Here is a 14,510-nt window from a genome sequence, read left to right as displayed (position 1 = left end):
GAAAGAATCATGGCAGGATATAGAAAACTTGGAAGAACTTCCAGTCAGAGAAAAGCAATGCTGCGCAGCCTGGTAACCGCACTGTTATTCAACGGCAAGATCGTTACCACTGAGGCAAGAGCAAAAGAAGTGAAGAAGATCGCTGAGGGTCTGATCGCTCTGGCAGTAAAAGAGAAAGATAACTTCGAGACCGTTAAAGTTACCGCTAAGGTAGCTCGCAAAGACGAGAACGGCAAGAGAGTAAAAGAAGTTGTTGACGGAAAGAAAGTTACCGTTTACGACGAAGTAGAGAAAGAGATCAAGAAAGATAAAGCTTCCAGACTTCACGCTAGAAGACAGATGCTGAAGGTTCTCTACGATGTAACAGACGTTCCGACTGCAAGAGCAGGCAAGAAGAAAAACACTAAGAAGGTAGATATGCCGGCTAAGCTGTTTGATGAGCTTGCACCGAAGTACGCTAACCGCAATGGTGGTTACAGCCGTATCGTTAAGATCGGTCAGCGTAAGGGCGACGGCGCTATGGAAGTTCTGTTAGAGCTGGTATAATTTAGATAGATTCGTTTGTTTAAGTTGTATCAAATCTTCGTTCTTTTACGCAAGTTTTGAATCGTAAGATGATTTTATACCCCCGGTTTGGGAGACAGAGAAATCTGTCTTCTGAACCGGGTTTTTTGACGTTAGAATGGAATTTTTCAGGTTTTCCATTTACCTTGAGAAAAAGTCAGGGTTTTAATAACACTTGAATGAAAAAAATAGAAAGAATGGCGCAAAAATAGCAGACTGAATTTTACGGTTTTCCGCATACTAGGATTAAACGATTTTATCGAACAAGTTCTTGGATTCAAACAGAGTGTACATCTGCATTTCGTTGAGATTCGCCGCAGTGCGGAATCTACGGAACGGGGGAGGTACATAAGAGTAGAAGGAGGAAAAACCGTGCGAAAAAACTCTGGTATGTGGAAAACAATAAGTCGGAAGGAAAAACTTCGCCGTGTTCTGCTGATAATCTTTGGTGCGGGGGTCATTGCGCTTGCCGGCGTATCTTATCAATATGTGAAGAACGCGGTTCCCGACCGCATCAATGTGGTGGTGGACCGGCAGGAGCAAGTTCGCTTTGGGCTGCCGTTTCGGGCATTGCTGGAAAGTGAGAGTGAGGAGGTGCTTCTAAACAGCAGCTCTAAAATTCCGTCCGACCAGATCCATCTGCAGCTCAACCAGCCCTTTTCCATCTATTCTGAACAGGAGGGAACGTACCGTTTAAGTCTCAAACTCTTTGGAATATGGAAATTAAAGGATATCGAGGTAGATGTGTCGGATGTCCAGTATGCGGTTCCCTGTGGGCTGCCGGTGGGTATTTACATGAAATCCGATGGACTGATGGTGATCGGAACCGGAAGGGTAACGGCACAGACGGGGGAAGTGATGGATCCGGCGGACGGAATCCTGCGTTCTGGAGACTATATCGAGGCAATCAACGGGACGCCGGCGACGGACAAGAAAGATATGATACGGGCAGTCAAGGAAGCGGGAAATATGGCTCTGACACTTTCAGTGCGCCGCGAGGGAGAGACGATGGATGTACAGATGACGCCGGTACAGACGCAGGAGGGAGACTATAAGCTGGGGCTGTGGATCCGCGACGATACGCAGGGCATCGGTACGATGACCTATGTATGTGCTAACGGCGCGTTTGGAGCGCTGGGACACGGTATCAGCGACGGCGACACGGGACTTCTGGTGCAGACCTCCGGCGGCGAACTATACGATACGGAGATTCTGGGCGTGGAGAAGGGAAGTTTCGGAAAGCCGGGCGTGATGTCGGGCGTTATTTACTATGGAAATCAGTCGCGGCTGGGAAGTGTGGAGGCTAATACGGATCAGGCATTTTCGGGACGGCAAATCCGCGCTTTTTAAGCCGGGTAAAGAACCCTGCAATTCCGATCGGTTACCGTCAGGACGTCAAAAAAGGCCGTGCCTGCATCCGCAGCAGCGTGTCCGGGGAATTGAAAGACTACGAGATTGAGATTCAGAAAATAGACCACTCCTCCAACCGCCACAACAAGGACATGGTCATTCGCGTAACCGATCCGGAACTTCTGTCCCTGACCGGCGGGATCGTCCAGGGCATGAGCGGCAGCCCCATCATCCAGAACGGAAAACTCATCGGAGCAGTCACGCACGTTTTTATTCAGGATTCGACGCGAGGGTATGGGATTCTGGTGGAGAATATGCTGGGACATTGAATCTGGATGCAAAGTAACTGTTTACAAGTGGGAATTTTCTGGACTGAAAATTCCATATGATACAGTTCTGGCAGCAGATTTTGCCGATTTTGAATACGCAGCATCGGCAAAATCCTGTTGCTGGGCACACGTGTGTGAACAGTAACATGCAAAGTACAAAGTTTTTGCTCTCTTTATTGACAGGATATAAAAAAAGCGTATATAATAGAGCAAATTACATATTTGGCAAAACAGTTGAAAAGCTGCGACGCAAAGCTATAGGGCCTGTAAAATGGCAGCCAGTTGCATTAACACGATAACAGAGTATGTTATAGTTGTATGGCTATGGCGTAACTCTGTTTTTTTATAGGAATTTATCGAAACTTGATCTGCAAAGATGGAATTTTCATGTTCAGAAACCGGTCGTGGAGGCTTTTTAATTGCGTGTATTTTGTGTGTCTTTCGACCGGAATCGGTAAAACGTGGTGATAAGGGATCGTTAGATAGGCGTATGGCGGCTGGGCGGTAGAAGGTTTATAGCGGAATCTTAACAGATACGGTTAGCTACAATACATGCTTATATATAGTTTGCATCTTGTGTAATTTATTTTGCATCAAAAGAATTGATAGACAAAATGAGCGTTGAGTGTCGAACTGCGCGATCAAAACGAGTTGAAACTTGTTAAAAAAAGAATTTATAATTATTTTAATCATCACAGGTGCCGAGGAGGAGAATATTATGGCAGAAATGAAGATTGCGATCGCAGAGGATAATCGTCAGGCATTGGATATGCTTGGAAATATACTGGAAAGTGATAAGGAGATTCAGGTGGTCGGAAAAGCGGAAAACGGAACCGATGCCTATAATATGATCGTAAAGACAAAGCCGGATATTGTATTTCTGGACGTAGTGATGCCGGGAATGGATGGAATTTCGGTTATGGAGCGCATCAAGACAAATCAAGACTGTTCAGCTGACACTTCCTTTGTTATGATTACAGCTGCGAGCAGCGAGAATCTGACAGCGGATGCTTTTCGGATGGGCGCCTGTTATTACATAGTAAAGCCATTTTCGAAGGAGGCGGTTTTAGACAAGGTACATCGCCTGAAGAATTACAGGAACCGCGCTTCGACCTGGCGGGCAACCGGAAGGTGGAGCCGTATATGGTGTCGGCGGAATATGAAAGACAGAATCTGGAGAGCGATGTGACGCAGATTCTGCATGAGATTGGGATTCCGGCTCATATTAAGGGATATCAGTACCTGCGGGATGCGATTATTTTGTCAGTCAGTGATAAAGAAATGCTCGGTTCTGTGACGAAAATCCTGTACCCGACCATCGCCAAGAAGCGCCAGACCACTTCAAGCCGTGTCGAGCGGGCAATCCGCCACGCGATTGAGGTCGCATGGAGCCGCGGCAAGATGGACACGATCAACGATCTATTTGGATATACCGTCAGCACAGGGAAAGGAAAGCCGACCAATTCGGAATTTATCGCATTGATTGTTGACAAGATTTGCCTGGATTATAAGCGGGATGTATAAAATCGTGCGGTGCTTTTTGGAGCCGAAAGTGCTGTAAGCCTTTTTAACACGATTGTAACACATTTATGAAAGTGACTGATTGCATGGGTAAATGTGTGTATGATAAGATAAAGGGGAAATAAAAGATGCAGGACTGAAAAACTGCCCCTGTATAAAACAGCTGGACAGAGAGGTCAGGAAAGCAGCTAAAAGAACGGAGAATTGCCTATGAAAAAAAAAGTACCGGCGTACAATGGAACCCTGCGGGATCACACGATTATGTGTCCGTATTGTATCAGTGAATGTTCAGGAATCCGCATCTTTGGAAAGCGTATCAAATCGATCGCCTTCTCAACGGATGTGGCAATCATCAAAAATATCAACGCGGATGCGATCATCGCAGTTTATCCGTTTACTCCGCAGGCAGCTATCTCACAGTCGATCATCAGCATCTCGGATGTGCCGGTGTTTGTCGGGGTCGGCGGCGGTCTGACCGGAGGAAAGCGTTCCGTCCGTCTGGCGCTTCAGGCAGAACATCAGGGAGCCTACGGTGTAGTGGTCAATGCGCCGATCGCGGATGAGGTCATCACGGAGATCAAGCGGGTGGTTGACATTCCGGTCATTGCGACGATTGCTTCGGTTCACACGGATGTCCGCCGCAAACTGGAGGCGGGAGCCGATATTTTAAATGTATCAGGCGCTGCCGCCACCGCATCGATGGTAGCCGAGATCCGGAAGGAGTATCCGGACGTTGCCATTATCGCGACCGGAGGACCGACTAATGAATCGATTTTGGAGACGATCGAGGCAGGAGCCAATGCGATCACGTACACGCCGCCGTCCAACGGCGAGCTGTTTGCGCGGACGATGAAGAAATACAGGGAGATCAATCCCTGATTATACAAAAGCCGGGGCCGAAGAGAAAACATAATTTTCTTTTCGGCTCCGTCTTTTATTTTTGTTTCATAGGAAATTGCGTCCTATGAAACAAAAAACGCTCCGCGAGGATGCGCACTCGCGCGAAGCAGAAACATGTCGCAAGCGACCGCGCTCGGCGCGAGAATGTGCCAAGGCACATTCTTTTTCATGCGGTAAAATTTATAATTCATCCGGTACTATGCAAAATATCCAATTCAGAAAATACAGTCTGCAAATCGGAACTATTTGTCATATATTTCCCGATTTTTTTCTCTGTCGCCTACTTTCTAATTCCCTGATTCTATTGTATAATAATTTTAATAGGGTGCCAGATCGCGAGCGGGCACGGTTGGGAGGTAGTAGCTATGAAGAATATTCTGTTTATTGCATCGGAGGCGGTTCCATTTATCAAAACAGGAGGTTTGGCAGACGTTGTCGGATCCCTTCCAAAATGTTTTGATAAGCAGTATTTTGATGTGCGTGTCATGATCCCGAAGTATCTGTGCATCAAAGAGTCATTCCGCAATGAAATGAAGTATGTGAACCATTTTTATATGGATTATCTGGGACAGAACCGGTATGTGGGCATCCTGGAATATGAATATGAGGGCGTGACCTTCTATTTTATTGATAATGAGAGTTATTTCTGGGGTGATCGCCCGTATGGGGACTGGTATTACGATCTGGAGAAGTTTTCTTTCTTCTGCAAGGCGGCTCTCTCATCCCTGCCGGTGATCGGCTTCAAGCCGGATGTCATCCACTGCCACGACTGGCAGACGGGACTTATCCCGGTGCATCTCAAGGACAAATTCCACGGCGGCGAGTTCTTCCGGGATATCAAGTCCGTCATGACGATCCACAACCTGAAATTCCAGGGTGTGTGGGATGTGAAGACAATCCAGCATTTCTCTGAGCTGCCGGACTACTATTTTACACCGGATAAGCTGGAAGCTTACAAAGACGGCAATATGTTAAAAGGCGGCATCGTATACGCGGATGCGATCACGACGGTCAGCAACACCTACGCGGAGGAGATTAAGACTCCGTTCTACGGCGAGGGACTGGACGGTCTGATGCGTGCGAGAAGCAACAGTCTGCGCGGTATCTTAAATGGTATTGATTACGATGAATTTAATCCGGAGACAGATAAACGGATCGTACAAAATTATAACGCAAAGACATTCCGCAAGGAGAAATCCAAGAATAAAAAGGCGCTGCAGGCGGAGCTGGGACTGGCGCAGGACGAGAAAAAGTTCATGATCGGTATCGTCTCCCGTCTGACCGACCAGAAGGGACTTGACCTGGTACAGTGTGTGATGGATGAGATCTGTACGGAAGATGTACAGCTGGTTGTGCTGGGAACCGGAGATGAACGGTATGAAAATATGTTCCGCCACTATGACTGGAAGTACAATGATCGTGTTTCCGCTAATATTTATTATTCGGAAGATATGTCGCATAAGGTATATGCAGCCTGTGACGCATTCCTGATGCCGTCGCTGTTTGAACCATGTGGGCTGAGCCAGCTCATGGCGCTTCGCTACGGAACCGTGCCGATCGTGCGTGAGACGGGTGGCCTCAAGGATACTGTATGGCCATACAATGAATACGATGGAACCGGAACAGGATTTTCCTTTGCTAACTACAATGCACATGAGATGCTCGACTGCATCCGCTATGCAAAATACATCTATTATAATAAGAAGCGCGAGTGGAACAAGATCGTAGACCGCGGCATGGCGGCTGATTTTTCCTGGCAGACATCGGCTGGAAAATATCAGGAATTGTATGACTGGCTGATAGGATATTAATGACGAACCGAGTGATTTAGGACAGTGGCATATGTGTGGAAGAAAACAGAGGAATTAAGATAGTACAGGAGAGAAACATGACTTTTTTTCAGGAATTGACATCAAACCAGACGCTGATGACCGGCGTGACCGGGTGGGTGGTCGCCCAGGTGCTCAAGACGATTCTGGACATCGGGCTGAACCATTCGTTCAACCCGGAGCGTCTGATTGGCTCCGGCGGTATGCCGAGTTCCCACTCATCCACTGTATGTTCGCTGGCAACGGCGGCGGCGCTGCGGTACGGAGTGGGAAGCTTTGAATTTTCCATCAGCTTTATTCTGGCGATGGTTGTTATGTATGACGCGATCGGTGTCCGGCAGGAGACAGGAAAGCAGGCAAGAGTTCTGAACCGCCTGCTTTTCGATGATTTCCTCAAGCTGGACGGCGTGGTATTACAGGAAAAATTGAAGGAATACGTGGGGCATACGCCGATACAGGTAGCAGCAGGCGCGATTTTAGGCATTTTGATTGCATTTATTCTCGATCCGATGTTCATATAACGAACATCGGATCTTTTCATTTTGGCTGATAGATGGTATAAATATAGGGATAACGTGTATCTAAGCGTTAAATGAAACTGAGGAAATGAGAACAGAACAATGGAACAGAGAAGAGACATAGAAAATATCAAACCAGCCTGCCGGTTAATTCTGGCGAGTGCGTCTCCGCGCCGCAGAGAGCTTTTGGAGCGGATTGGGCTGAAACCGGAGATTCATCCGAGCACTTTGGAGGAAAATCCGCTCTGTACGGAACCGGCGCAGGTTGTGATGGAACTGGCGGGACAGAAGGCGCGCGATGTGATGGCGCAGGTGCGTGAGGAGGCGCGGACGACGGAAATCCCATTTTCCGGGATTATCATTGGTTCCGATACCGTTGTCAGTGTGGATGACGAGATTTTAGGAAAACCGGCGGATCGGGATGAGGCGCTTGAGATGATCGGACGGATCCAGGGGCGCAGCCACCGTGTATACACGGGCGTGGCGATCCTGACTGAGGATCGGGAGAGCTGCTTTGCGGTTGAGACGCGGGTGGATGTATATCCGATGAGCGATGCGGAGATCGAGGCGTATGTAGACTGCGGCGAGTCGATGGACAAGGCGGGCGCATACGGCATTCAGGGAAGCTTTGCCGCGCATATCCGCGGAATCGACGGTTCTTACACGAATGTGATGGGGCTGCCGGTCGGAAGGCTTTATCAGGAATTGAAGCGGATCTGCCCGGAGAAGATAGAAGATCTGCTCAAGCATACGGCCTGAGGTGGATGGCTGATGGAAAGAAAGTTACTGTTCACGGGTAGGTACTTTTGGAACCGAAAGTGCCGTAAGAAAACGTGGTGGCAGACCGTGAACCAGAGTGGAAGGATTGACAGAACGCAGCGCTGCTGGTCATATGTGTGAACAGTAATAAATCAGCCGCTCAGAGAGAATATGTGACAGGAATTGCTAAAATATGCAGGAGAAAGGGAGTATCCATGCAGAAACAGAAAAGGAAGACAAACCATATCCACCGGGCGGCGTGTGCCCTGCTTGCGGGGCTGGCGCTCAGCTGGGGCTTTTGACTGGATGCGGCTCGGACGGCAGCACGATCGTGGTGGGAAAGAAGAATGAAAAAGGTTATTCCCGCGCGGAAGTGATGGTGATCGCCATGACGGAGAAAAAACGCTATGAGGAGGTCTGTACGGATCAGATCTGGGGCGTTTCAGTTGGAGAAAAGGGCGATGATTTTGAAACGTATCTAAAAAAACAGATCCGTTCGTTTATGGATGAGCTGAAAATCATGAACCTGCTGGCAGCCGACCGGGGGATTTCCCTGACTTCAGAGGAGCGGGCGGCGATGGACCGGGCAGCAGCCGAGTATTTTGGGCGTCTGCCGCAGTCGGCGATTGACTCGATGGGCGTGACAGAGGCGGATGTCCAGCATATCTATGAGGATTATGGTCTGGCGGAGAAGCTGGCGGGACAGCTCACGGACAATGTGGCGCTGGAGGTCAGCGACAGTGAGGCAAAGGTGATCCATGTTAGTCAGATAAAGACATCGGATGAGAGCGAGGCAGACGCCTTCCAGCGGGCGGCATCGCAGGAAGATGCCGATTTCCAGTCCTGTGCCGATGAAGCGGGGCTGACGGTGAGTGACCGGGTGCTGGGGCGCGGCGATGAGTCGGATGCCTATGAGAAAGAGGCATTTTCCCTTGCCGAGGGCACAGTCAGCCAGGTGATCCATGCGGACGACGCGTACTATGTGCTCAAATGTACGGACGATTACGACGAGGACGAGACGGCGGCGCGCAAGGAGCGCATCTACGAGGAGCGGAAAAAACGCGCCTTTCAGGAGATCTACGACCGGTTCAGCAATACGATCTCCGTTTCTTACAGCAGCGGGCTCTGGGACAGTCTGGATCTGACCTCGGAGTTCGAGAAAAATGACGCGGATTTCTTTGAGATTTACGCGGAATATGCGATCAAATAGGTAGTCTGTACCTGGGGCGGGTGGATAAAAAGTAAACTTATTTTTAAAAAAGGATAACAATTCGGAACAACCGCTTGACTACCGGGGAAAATTCTTCTACAATGAACGGTAATGTCCGGTCAGGCGGACATACTGTGGAGGAAAAATACATGAATATCATAAAAGCGGTCAATCTTGTATTTGATTATATAAGACGCGATGAAGAGGGGCAGGTAGAGGAAGTAAAGCGCGCCCTGGATCATGTGAATCTGGAGATTGAGAAAGGCAGCTTTGTGGCAATCCTGGGACACAATGGTTCCGGCAAGTCCACATTTGCCAAGCAGATCAATGGCATTTTGAGCCCGACCGACGGTACGCTTTTTGTATCGGAGATGGATACAAGGGACGAGGCGCATCTGTGGGATATCCGCAAAAATGCGGGCATGGTCTTTCAGAACCCGGATAACCAGATCATAGGAAATATAGTGGAAGAGGACGTCGGATTCGGTCCGGAAAATATCGGAGTTCCGACCGAGGAGATCTGGAAGCGAGTGGATGAGAGCTTAAAGGCAGTCGGGATGACGATGTACCGCAAGCAGTCCCCGAACCATCTGTCCGGCGGACAGAAGCAGCGTGTGGCGATCGCGGGCGTCATGGCGATGAAACCAGAATGTATCGTGCTCGATGAGCCGACGGCGATGCTCGATCCGAACGGACGCAAGGAGGTTATCCGCACCGTCCATGAGTTAAACCGGGCGGAAGGAATCACGATGGTGCTGATCACCCATTATATGGAAGAGGTGGTCGATGCAGACCGCGTGATCGTCATGGATGACGGTCATATCGTGATGGACGGCACGCCGAAGGAGATTTTCTCCCGCGTGGAGGAACTAAAACAATACCGGATGGATGTGCCGCAGGTGACGGAGCTTGCGTGGGAGCTGCAGAAAAAGGGAATTCCGCTTCCAGATGGAATCCTTCGTAAATCGGAGCTTCTGGACGCACTGGTACCGCTTTTGAAAGAGGAATAGAGATGGCAATACAGGTAGAAGATTTGTGCTACACCTACGGCGAGGGCACGGCGTTAGAGCGCCAGGCATTAAAGCACGTAAGTTTTGAAATTCAGGACGGCGAATTTGTCGGTCTGATTGGTCATACCGGATCGGGAAAATCAACCCTGATCCAGCATTTAAACGGTCTGATCAAGCCGACCAGCGGCGACATTAAGTATCAGGGTGTCAGCATTTACAGCCAGGGTTATAAATTAAAGGATCTGCGGAGTAAAGTGGGGCTGGTGTTCCAGTATCCGGAGTACCAGCTCTTTGAGGCAGATATTTTTACGGACGTCTGTTTCGGACCGAAAAATCTGGGACTTCCGCAGGAAGAGGTGGAAAAACGTGCCCGCCATGCCTTAAAGCTGGTCGGCATGGATGAAAAATTTTATAAGCAGTCCCCGTTTGAACTTTCCGGCGGACAGAAACGCCGCGTCGCGATCGCGGGTGTACTGGCGATGCGTCCGGAGATGATGATCCTCGACGAGCCGACGGCGGGACTCGATCCGCAGGGGCGCGATGAGATTTTAGGTCAGATTGAGCGCCTGAACCGGGAGCATGGGCTGACGATTTTGGTGGTTTCCCACAGCATGGAGGACATGGCGCGCTACGTGGACCGCATCATGGTCATGAACGACGGCGTGAAGATGTTTGACGATACGCCGAAGGAGGTATTCCGCCATTACAAGGAGTTAGAGGCGATCGGTCTTGCCGCGCCGCAGATCACTTATGTGGTGCAGGAACTTCGGGAGCGCGGGATTCCGATCGACGACGCGATCACGACGGTAGAAGAGGCGCGGGAGGCGATTCTGGCGCTGTATAACAAGCGGAGGGAGAAACAATGATACGGGATATCACAATCGGACAGTATTATCCGGTCGAATCAGTGGTTCACCGGCTGGATCCGCGTACCAAGCTGTTTGGAACGCTGATCTACATATTTCATTATTTTTCGCGGATAACCTGCTCTGCTATGCGGCAGCGACCGTATTTCTGGCGATGGCGGTCCGCGCCTCACGCGTACCATTTAAGTTTATCGTGCGGGGACTCAAGGCGATCGTGTTCCTGTTACTTATCAGTATCAGCTTTAACCTGTTTCTGACAAATGGACGGGTGATTTTTCAGATAGGATTCTTAAAAGTGACGCATGAGGGCTTGCGGCTGGCAGTTTTCATGGGTCTGCGCCTGATGTATCTGGTGATTGGTTCCTCTGTCATGACGCTGACGACGACCCCGAACCAGCTCACGGACGGCTTGGAGCGGAGTCTGGGATGCTTGAACCGTCTCCATGTGCCGGTGCATGAGATCTCGATGATGATGTCGATCGCGCTGCGTTTTATCCCGATCCTGATTGAGGAGACGGATAAGATCATGAAGGCACAGATGGCGAGAGGCGCTGATTTTGAATCTGGCAATCTCGTACAGCGGGCAAAGAGCATGATCCCGATTCTGGTGCCACTTTTCGTATCGGCGTTCCGCCGCGCGACGGATCTGGCGATGGCGATGGAGGCGCGCTGCTACCGGGGCGGAAGTGGGCGCACGAAGATGAAGCCGCTGCATTATGAGAGGAGAGACCGGATTACCTACTTGATTCTTCTGGCTTATCTGGGAATTGTGATTGTACTGCGGATCGTTTTTTAGCGAAAAAGGGGTTACTGTCCGCGGGTAGGCACTTTTGGAACCGAAAGAGAGGTGCATAGGCTGTGCAAGCTGTGTGCCTCTTGATTTTTGTATTTTGGTTAGTTACAGCTAACATAAGGTGGAATGGAGAACAACAGAAGGAGGACTTCAATGGAATTAAAACAGCTTGAATATTTTATGGTTGCCTGTGAAAAAGGTAGTTTTAATCAGGCAGCAGAATGCCTATACACATCCCAACCGAATGTCAGCAAGGTGATCGGGATGCTGGAACAGGAGCTGGGGCGTGCGTTATTTGAGCGGACAAGCAGAGGGCTCAGGGTTACCCCATATGGAGAAACGGTCCGGGAGTATGCACACAATATTTTAAATCATGTGAGTCTTATTAACTCGCTGGCAGAAGATACGCAGGAACGGAAATTTACCGTTTCTACCTACCCGAGCAACATGATTGCGAGGCTTCTGACAGATTTTTATAAGAAATATGGCTGCGAGTGCCAGATTTCCCACCGGGAAGGCAGTGTGGAGGAGATTAGTGATCAGGTATCCCAGGGAATTTCGGAGTTGGGGATTGTGTATGTAGCACAGAAACAGGTTCCGGCATTCCGGCATATTTTGTCCCACAAAAAATTGTCTTTTCAGGAACTGGATGTCAAACCTGCCTGTGTTTATGTGGGACCAAATCATCCGCGTTATGAGGATGAGAGTATCGATTTTACCGAGCTTCCGCAGTTAAAATTCGTCAGCGGAATCCGGGATTTTTTCTCAATGGAGCATCATTTAAACCATGTGAGCCTGGGAGCGATCAGTACGGATATGCTGAATACGGTTGTACATACCAATAGCGATCATATGACAATGAATCTCCTGATGCAGAGCGATATCTGCAGCCTGGGAATTGATTTTTTATATGAGGATTATAAACAATATCCAATCCGTAATCTGAAGATCCGGAATAGTGAACCATTTCTGGTAATCGGATATATTTACCAGAATGAAGAAAAGCTGAGTGCGGAGGCAGCGTGTTTTTAGAACATTTCAAAAAAATGCTTTAATTGTTTAGATATAACAAATCGTTATAGCAATCCCCCTGTAAAACGATAGTGGTTAGTTGTGCGTAACTATGTTATCCTTTTATCTGCCGGTAAAAACGAATTGTTTTAACAAAGTAGATAAAAGAGATGCAGGCTTTCAAACCTGCGTCAGGCATAACAGGAGGACATATATGAAAAAAAGTAAAAGACTCATAGCGGCAGCTGGTGTTCTTTCCGTGGCTGTCTTGGCTGGATGTGGCGGAAACGCTTCAAACAGTACAGAAGGGACAAAATCAGAGCAGAGTGCATCGGCAGAGAGCACGAAGGATGAACTGGTATTTGTTAATTACCGGGATATCCGTGATCTGAATCCACATCTGTATGCAGGTGAAATGTATGCACAGGAAATGCTCTACGAGACCTTAGTCAATATTACAGAAAATGGGTATGAGGGCTGCCTGGCAGAGAGCTGGGATATCAGTGAAGATGGAAAGACCTACACGTTCCACATCCGTGATGGAGTGAAATTTTCGGACGGAGAGGTGTGTGACGCCAACGCGATCAAGGCAAACTTTGATGCAATCATTGAAAACAAAGATCGTCACACCTGGCTGGAAATGATGAATCTTCTGGTTGGGGTTTCGGCTCCGGATGATAAAACCTTTGTGATCGAACTGTCGGAGCCGTACTATCCTCTGCTGACAGAGTTGGGAGTTACCCGTCCGTTTGCAATGATTTCTCCGAAGGCGATGAAGGACGGAAGCACAAAGGATGGCGTAAACGAATACATTGGAACAGGTCCATATGTCCTGACCGATTTTGTGACAGATGAGTATGCAGTATTTGAAGCAAACGAAAACTATTGGGGGGAGCAGCCGTCCATCAAAAAGATTACGGTAAAAGTAATACCGGATAATCAGACGCGTATCATGGCACTGGAAAAAGGGGAAATTGATCTGATTTTCGGTAAAAATATGATTGATGCGGATGCAATTAACCAGTATACGGGAAATGACAATTTTACGGTTGCGTTATCGGATCCGACCTCGACCCGGCAGATTGTACTGAATACAACCCGTGATATTCTGGATGAGAAGGAAGTGCGTAAGGCACTTCAGCATGCGACAAACAAAGCAGCGATTTCAGAAGGTATTTTTTATGGTCTGGAACAGCCGGCGGATACACTGTTTGCATCTACCGTTCCTTACTGCGATATCAATCTGACCCCATATGAGTATGATGTGGAAGAAGCAACGAAGATGCTGGAGGAAGCAGGCTGGACGTTGGCTGGAGACGGCGTACGTGAAAAAGACGGCCAGAAAATGGAACTGGAGCTGCTTTATAACAGCGATAGTGTGACGGAAAAAGCGATTGCGGAGTACCTCCAGAGCGAATACCAGAAGCTGGGTGTCTCCCTGAACATTCATGGAGAGGAAGAACAGTCTTACCGTGATAGTATGAAGGCTGGAAACTTTGACATGGTATTTAATATCTGCTGGGGAACTCCGTATGACCCGCAGTCCTCCCTGGCGGCGATGCGCGCTCCGGTTTATGGAGATTTTGCGGCACAGCAGGGACTGGAAGATAAGGCAGATATCGATGATGCGATTACAGAGATCCTGGTTTCCACGGATGAAGAGCGCCGTCAGGAGCTGTATACATTTGTGCTGACCCGTCTGCATGAGGATGCGGTCTATATTCCGCTTACTTATGAGTGCAATAAGGCAATCTACCGTTCGGATCTGCAGGGCTTCCATTTTACGCAGACTCAGTATGAGGTTCCGTTCGCTGATTTCTATTTTGGAGAGAAGAAATAAAGGAAAAATA

12 protein-coding genes, 2 pseudogenes and 1 riboswitch are annotated in these 14,510 nt (G+C 48.8%); all 14 genes and pseudogenes read left to right on the top strand.

Annotated elements, in window-relative coordinates; genetic code table 11:
- The first annotated feature begins 9 nt into the window (after positions 1-9).
- The 14 genes and pseudogenes from DWZ16_RS02315 to nikA all read left to right on the top strand — a co-directional run bounded on the left by DWZ16_RS02315 (position 10) and on the right by nikA (position 14,500).
- A complete protein-coding gene (locus DWZ16_RS02315) occupies positions 10-546 on the top strand; it encodes a bL17 family ribosomal protein (protein WP_022360547.1) in 537 nt (178 codons plus the stop codon).
- Between the two features lie 390 nt (positions 547-936).
- On the top strand, positions 937-1,914 hold the full coding sequence (locus DWZ16_RS02310; RefSeq protein WP_412694268.1) for a SpoIVB peptidase S55 domain-containing protein: 978 nt from the start codon (positions 937-939) through the stop codon (positions 1,912-1,914).
- Positions 1,884-2,243: a SpoIVB peptidase S55 domain-containing protein gene (locus tag DWZ16_RS16470; RefSeq protein WP_412694272.1), complete on the top strand. Its 360-nt coding sequence runs from the start codon at positions 1,884-1,886 to the stop codon at positions 2,241-2,243. The genes DWZ16_RS02310 and DWZ16_RS16470 overlap by 31 nt, the downstream gene beginning before the upstream one ends.
- Positions 2,244-2,457: 214 nt before the next feature.
- Positions 2,458-2,533: riboswitch (cyclic di-GMP riboswitch) on the top strand.
- A gap of 428 nt (positions 2,534-2,961) precedes the next feature.
- Positions 2,962-3,767: pseudogene (gene spo0A / locus DWZ16_RS02300) on the top strand (sporulation transcription factor Spo0A).
- Between the two features lie 207 nt (positions 3,768-3,974).
- Positions 3,975-4,643: a hydrolase gene (locus DWZ16_RS02295; RefSeq protein WP_117796493.1), complete on the top strand. Its 669-nt coding sequence runs from the start codon at positions 3,975-3,977 to the stop codon at positions 4,641-4,643.
- Between the two features lie 386 nt (positions 4,644-5,029).
- The gene (gene glgA, locus DWZ16_RS02290; protein WP_022358456.1) at positions 5,030-6,475 is read left to right on the top strand and encodes a glycogen synthase GlgA; all 1,446 of its coding nucleotides are present in this window, start codon (positions 5,030-5,032) and stop codon (positions 6,473-6,475) included.
- A gap of 77 nt (positions 6,476-6,552) precedes the next feature.
- Entirely contained in the window at positions 6,553-7,014 is a 462-nt protein-coding gene (locus DWZ16_RS02285) for a divergent PAP2 family protein (RefSeq protein WP_117796491.1), read from the top strand.
- Positions 7,015-7,113: 99 nt separating this feature from the next.
- Positions 7,114-7,770 (top strand): Maf family protein, encoded by a 657-nt coding sequence (locus DWZ16_RS02280; RefSeq protein ID WP_118481857.1) that lies wholly within the window; start codon positions 7,114-7,116, stop codon positions 7,768-7,770.
- Positions 7,771-7,963: 193 nt separating this feature from the next.
- Positions 7,964-8,980 (top strand): peptidylprolyl isomerase, encoded by a 1,017-nt coding sequence (locus DWZ16_RS02275; protein WP_118522220.1) that lies wholly within the window; start codon positions 7,964-7,966, stop codon positions 8,978-8,980.
- A 149-nt stretch (positions 8,981-9,129) separates the two neighbouring features.
- Positions 9,130-9,990, top strand: coding sequence for an energy-coupling factor transporter ATPase (locus DWZ16_RS02270; RefSeq protein ID WP_022359383.1), 861 nt, complete (start codon positions 9,130-9,132; stop codon positions 9,988-9,990).
- Positions 9,991-9,992: 2 nt separating this feature from the next.
- A complete protein-coding gene (locus DWZ16_RS02265; RefSeq protein ID WP_118481855.1) occupies positions 9,993-10,856 on the top strand; it encodes an energy-coupling factor transporter ATPase in 864 nt (287 codons plus the stop codon).
- Positions 10,853-11,652: pseudogene (locus tag DWZ16_RS02260) on the top strand (energy-coupling factor transporter transmembrane component T). The gene DWZ16_RS02265 and the pseudogene DWZ16_RS02260 overlap by 4 nt, the downstream one beginning before the upstream one ends.
- 150 nt (positions 11,653-11,802) lie before the next feature.
- Positions 11,803-12,681, top strand: a complete 879-nt coding sequence (locus tag DWZ16_RS02255; protein ID WP_243015201.1) for a LysR family transcriptional regulator — start codon at positions 11,803-11,805, stop codon at positions 12,679-12,681.
- Between the two features lie 193 nt (positions 12,682-12,874).
- Positions 12,875-14,500: a nickel ABC transporter substrate-binding protein gene (gene nikA, locus DWZ16_RS02250; RefSeq protein ID WP_118481853.1), complete on the top strand. Its 1,626-nt coding sequence runs from the start codon at positions 12,875-12,877 to the stop codon at positions 14,498-14,500.
- Positions 14,501-14,510 lie beyond the last annotated feature (10 nt).

The organism is Clostridium sp. AF29-8BH, assembly GCF_003478145.1.
GTDB lineage: Bacteria > Bacillota > Clostridia > Lachnospirales > Lachnospiraceae > Otoolea > Otoolea fessa.
The sequence above is the reverse complement of the archived record's forward strand: the minus strand, read 5'-3'. Positions and strand labels throughout refer to the sequence as shown.

Bases quoted from the DNA above. Each gene is read 5' to 3' on its own strand.
- DWZ16_RS02315 (WP_022360547.1), top strand. From the start codon at position 10: ATGGCAGGATATAGAAAACTTGGAAGAACTTCCAGTCAGAGAAAAGCA.
- DWZ16_RS02295 (WP_117796493.1), top strand. From the start codon at position 3,975: ATGAAAAAAAAAGTACCGGCGTACAATGGAACCCTGCGGGATCACACG.
- glgA (WP_022358456.1), top strand. From the start codon at position 5,030: ATGAAGAATATTCTGTTTATTGCATCGGAGGCGGTTCCATTTATCAAA.
- DWZ16_RS02285 (WP_117796491.1), top strand. From the start codon at position 6,553: ATGACTTTTTTTCAGGAATTGACATCAAACCAGACGCTGATGACCGGC.
- DWZ16_RS02280 (WP_118481857.1), top strand. From the start codon at position 7,114: ATGGAACAGAGAAGAGACATAGAAAATATCAAACCAGCCTGCCGGTTA.
- DWZ16_RS02275 (WP_118522220.1), top strand. From the start codon at position 7,964: ATGCAGGAGAAAGGGAGTATCCATGCAGAAACAGAAAAGGAAGACAAA.
- DWZ16_RS02270 (WP_022359383.1), top strand. From the start codon at position 9,130: ATGAATATCATAAAAGCGGTCAATCTTGTATTTGATTATATAAGACGC.
- DWZ16_RS02265 (WP_118481855.1), top strand. From the start codon at position 9,993: ATGGCAATACAGGTAGAAGATTTGTGCTACACCTACGGCGAGGGCACG.
- DWZ16_RS02255 (WP_243015201.1), top strand. From the start codon at position 11,803: ATGGAATTAAAACAGCTTGAATATTTTATGGTTGCCTGTGAAAAAGGT.
- nikA (WP_118481853.1), top strand. From the start codon at position 12,875: ATGAAAAAAAGTAAAAGACTCATAGCGGCAGCTGGTGTTCTTTCCGTG.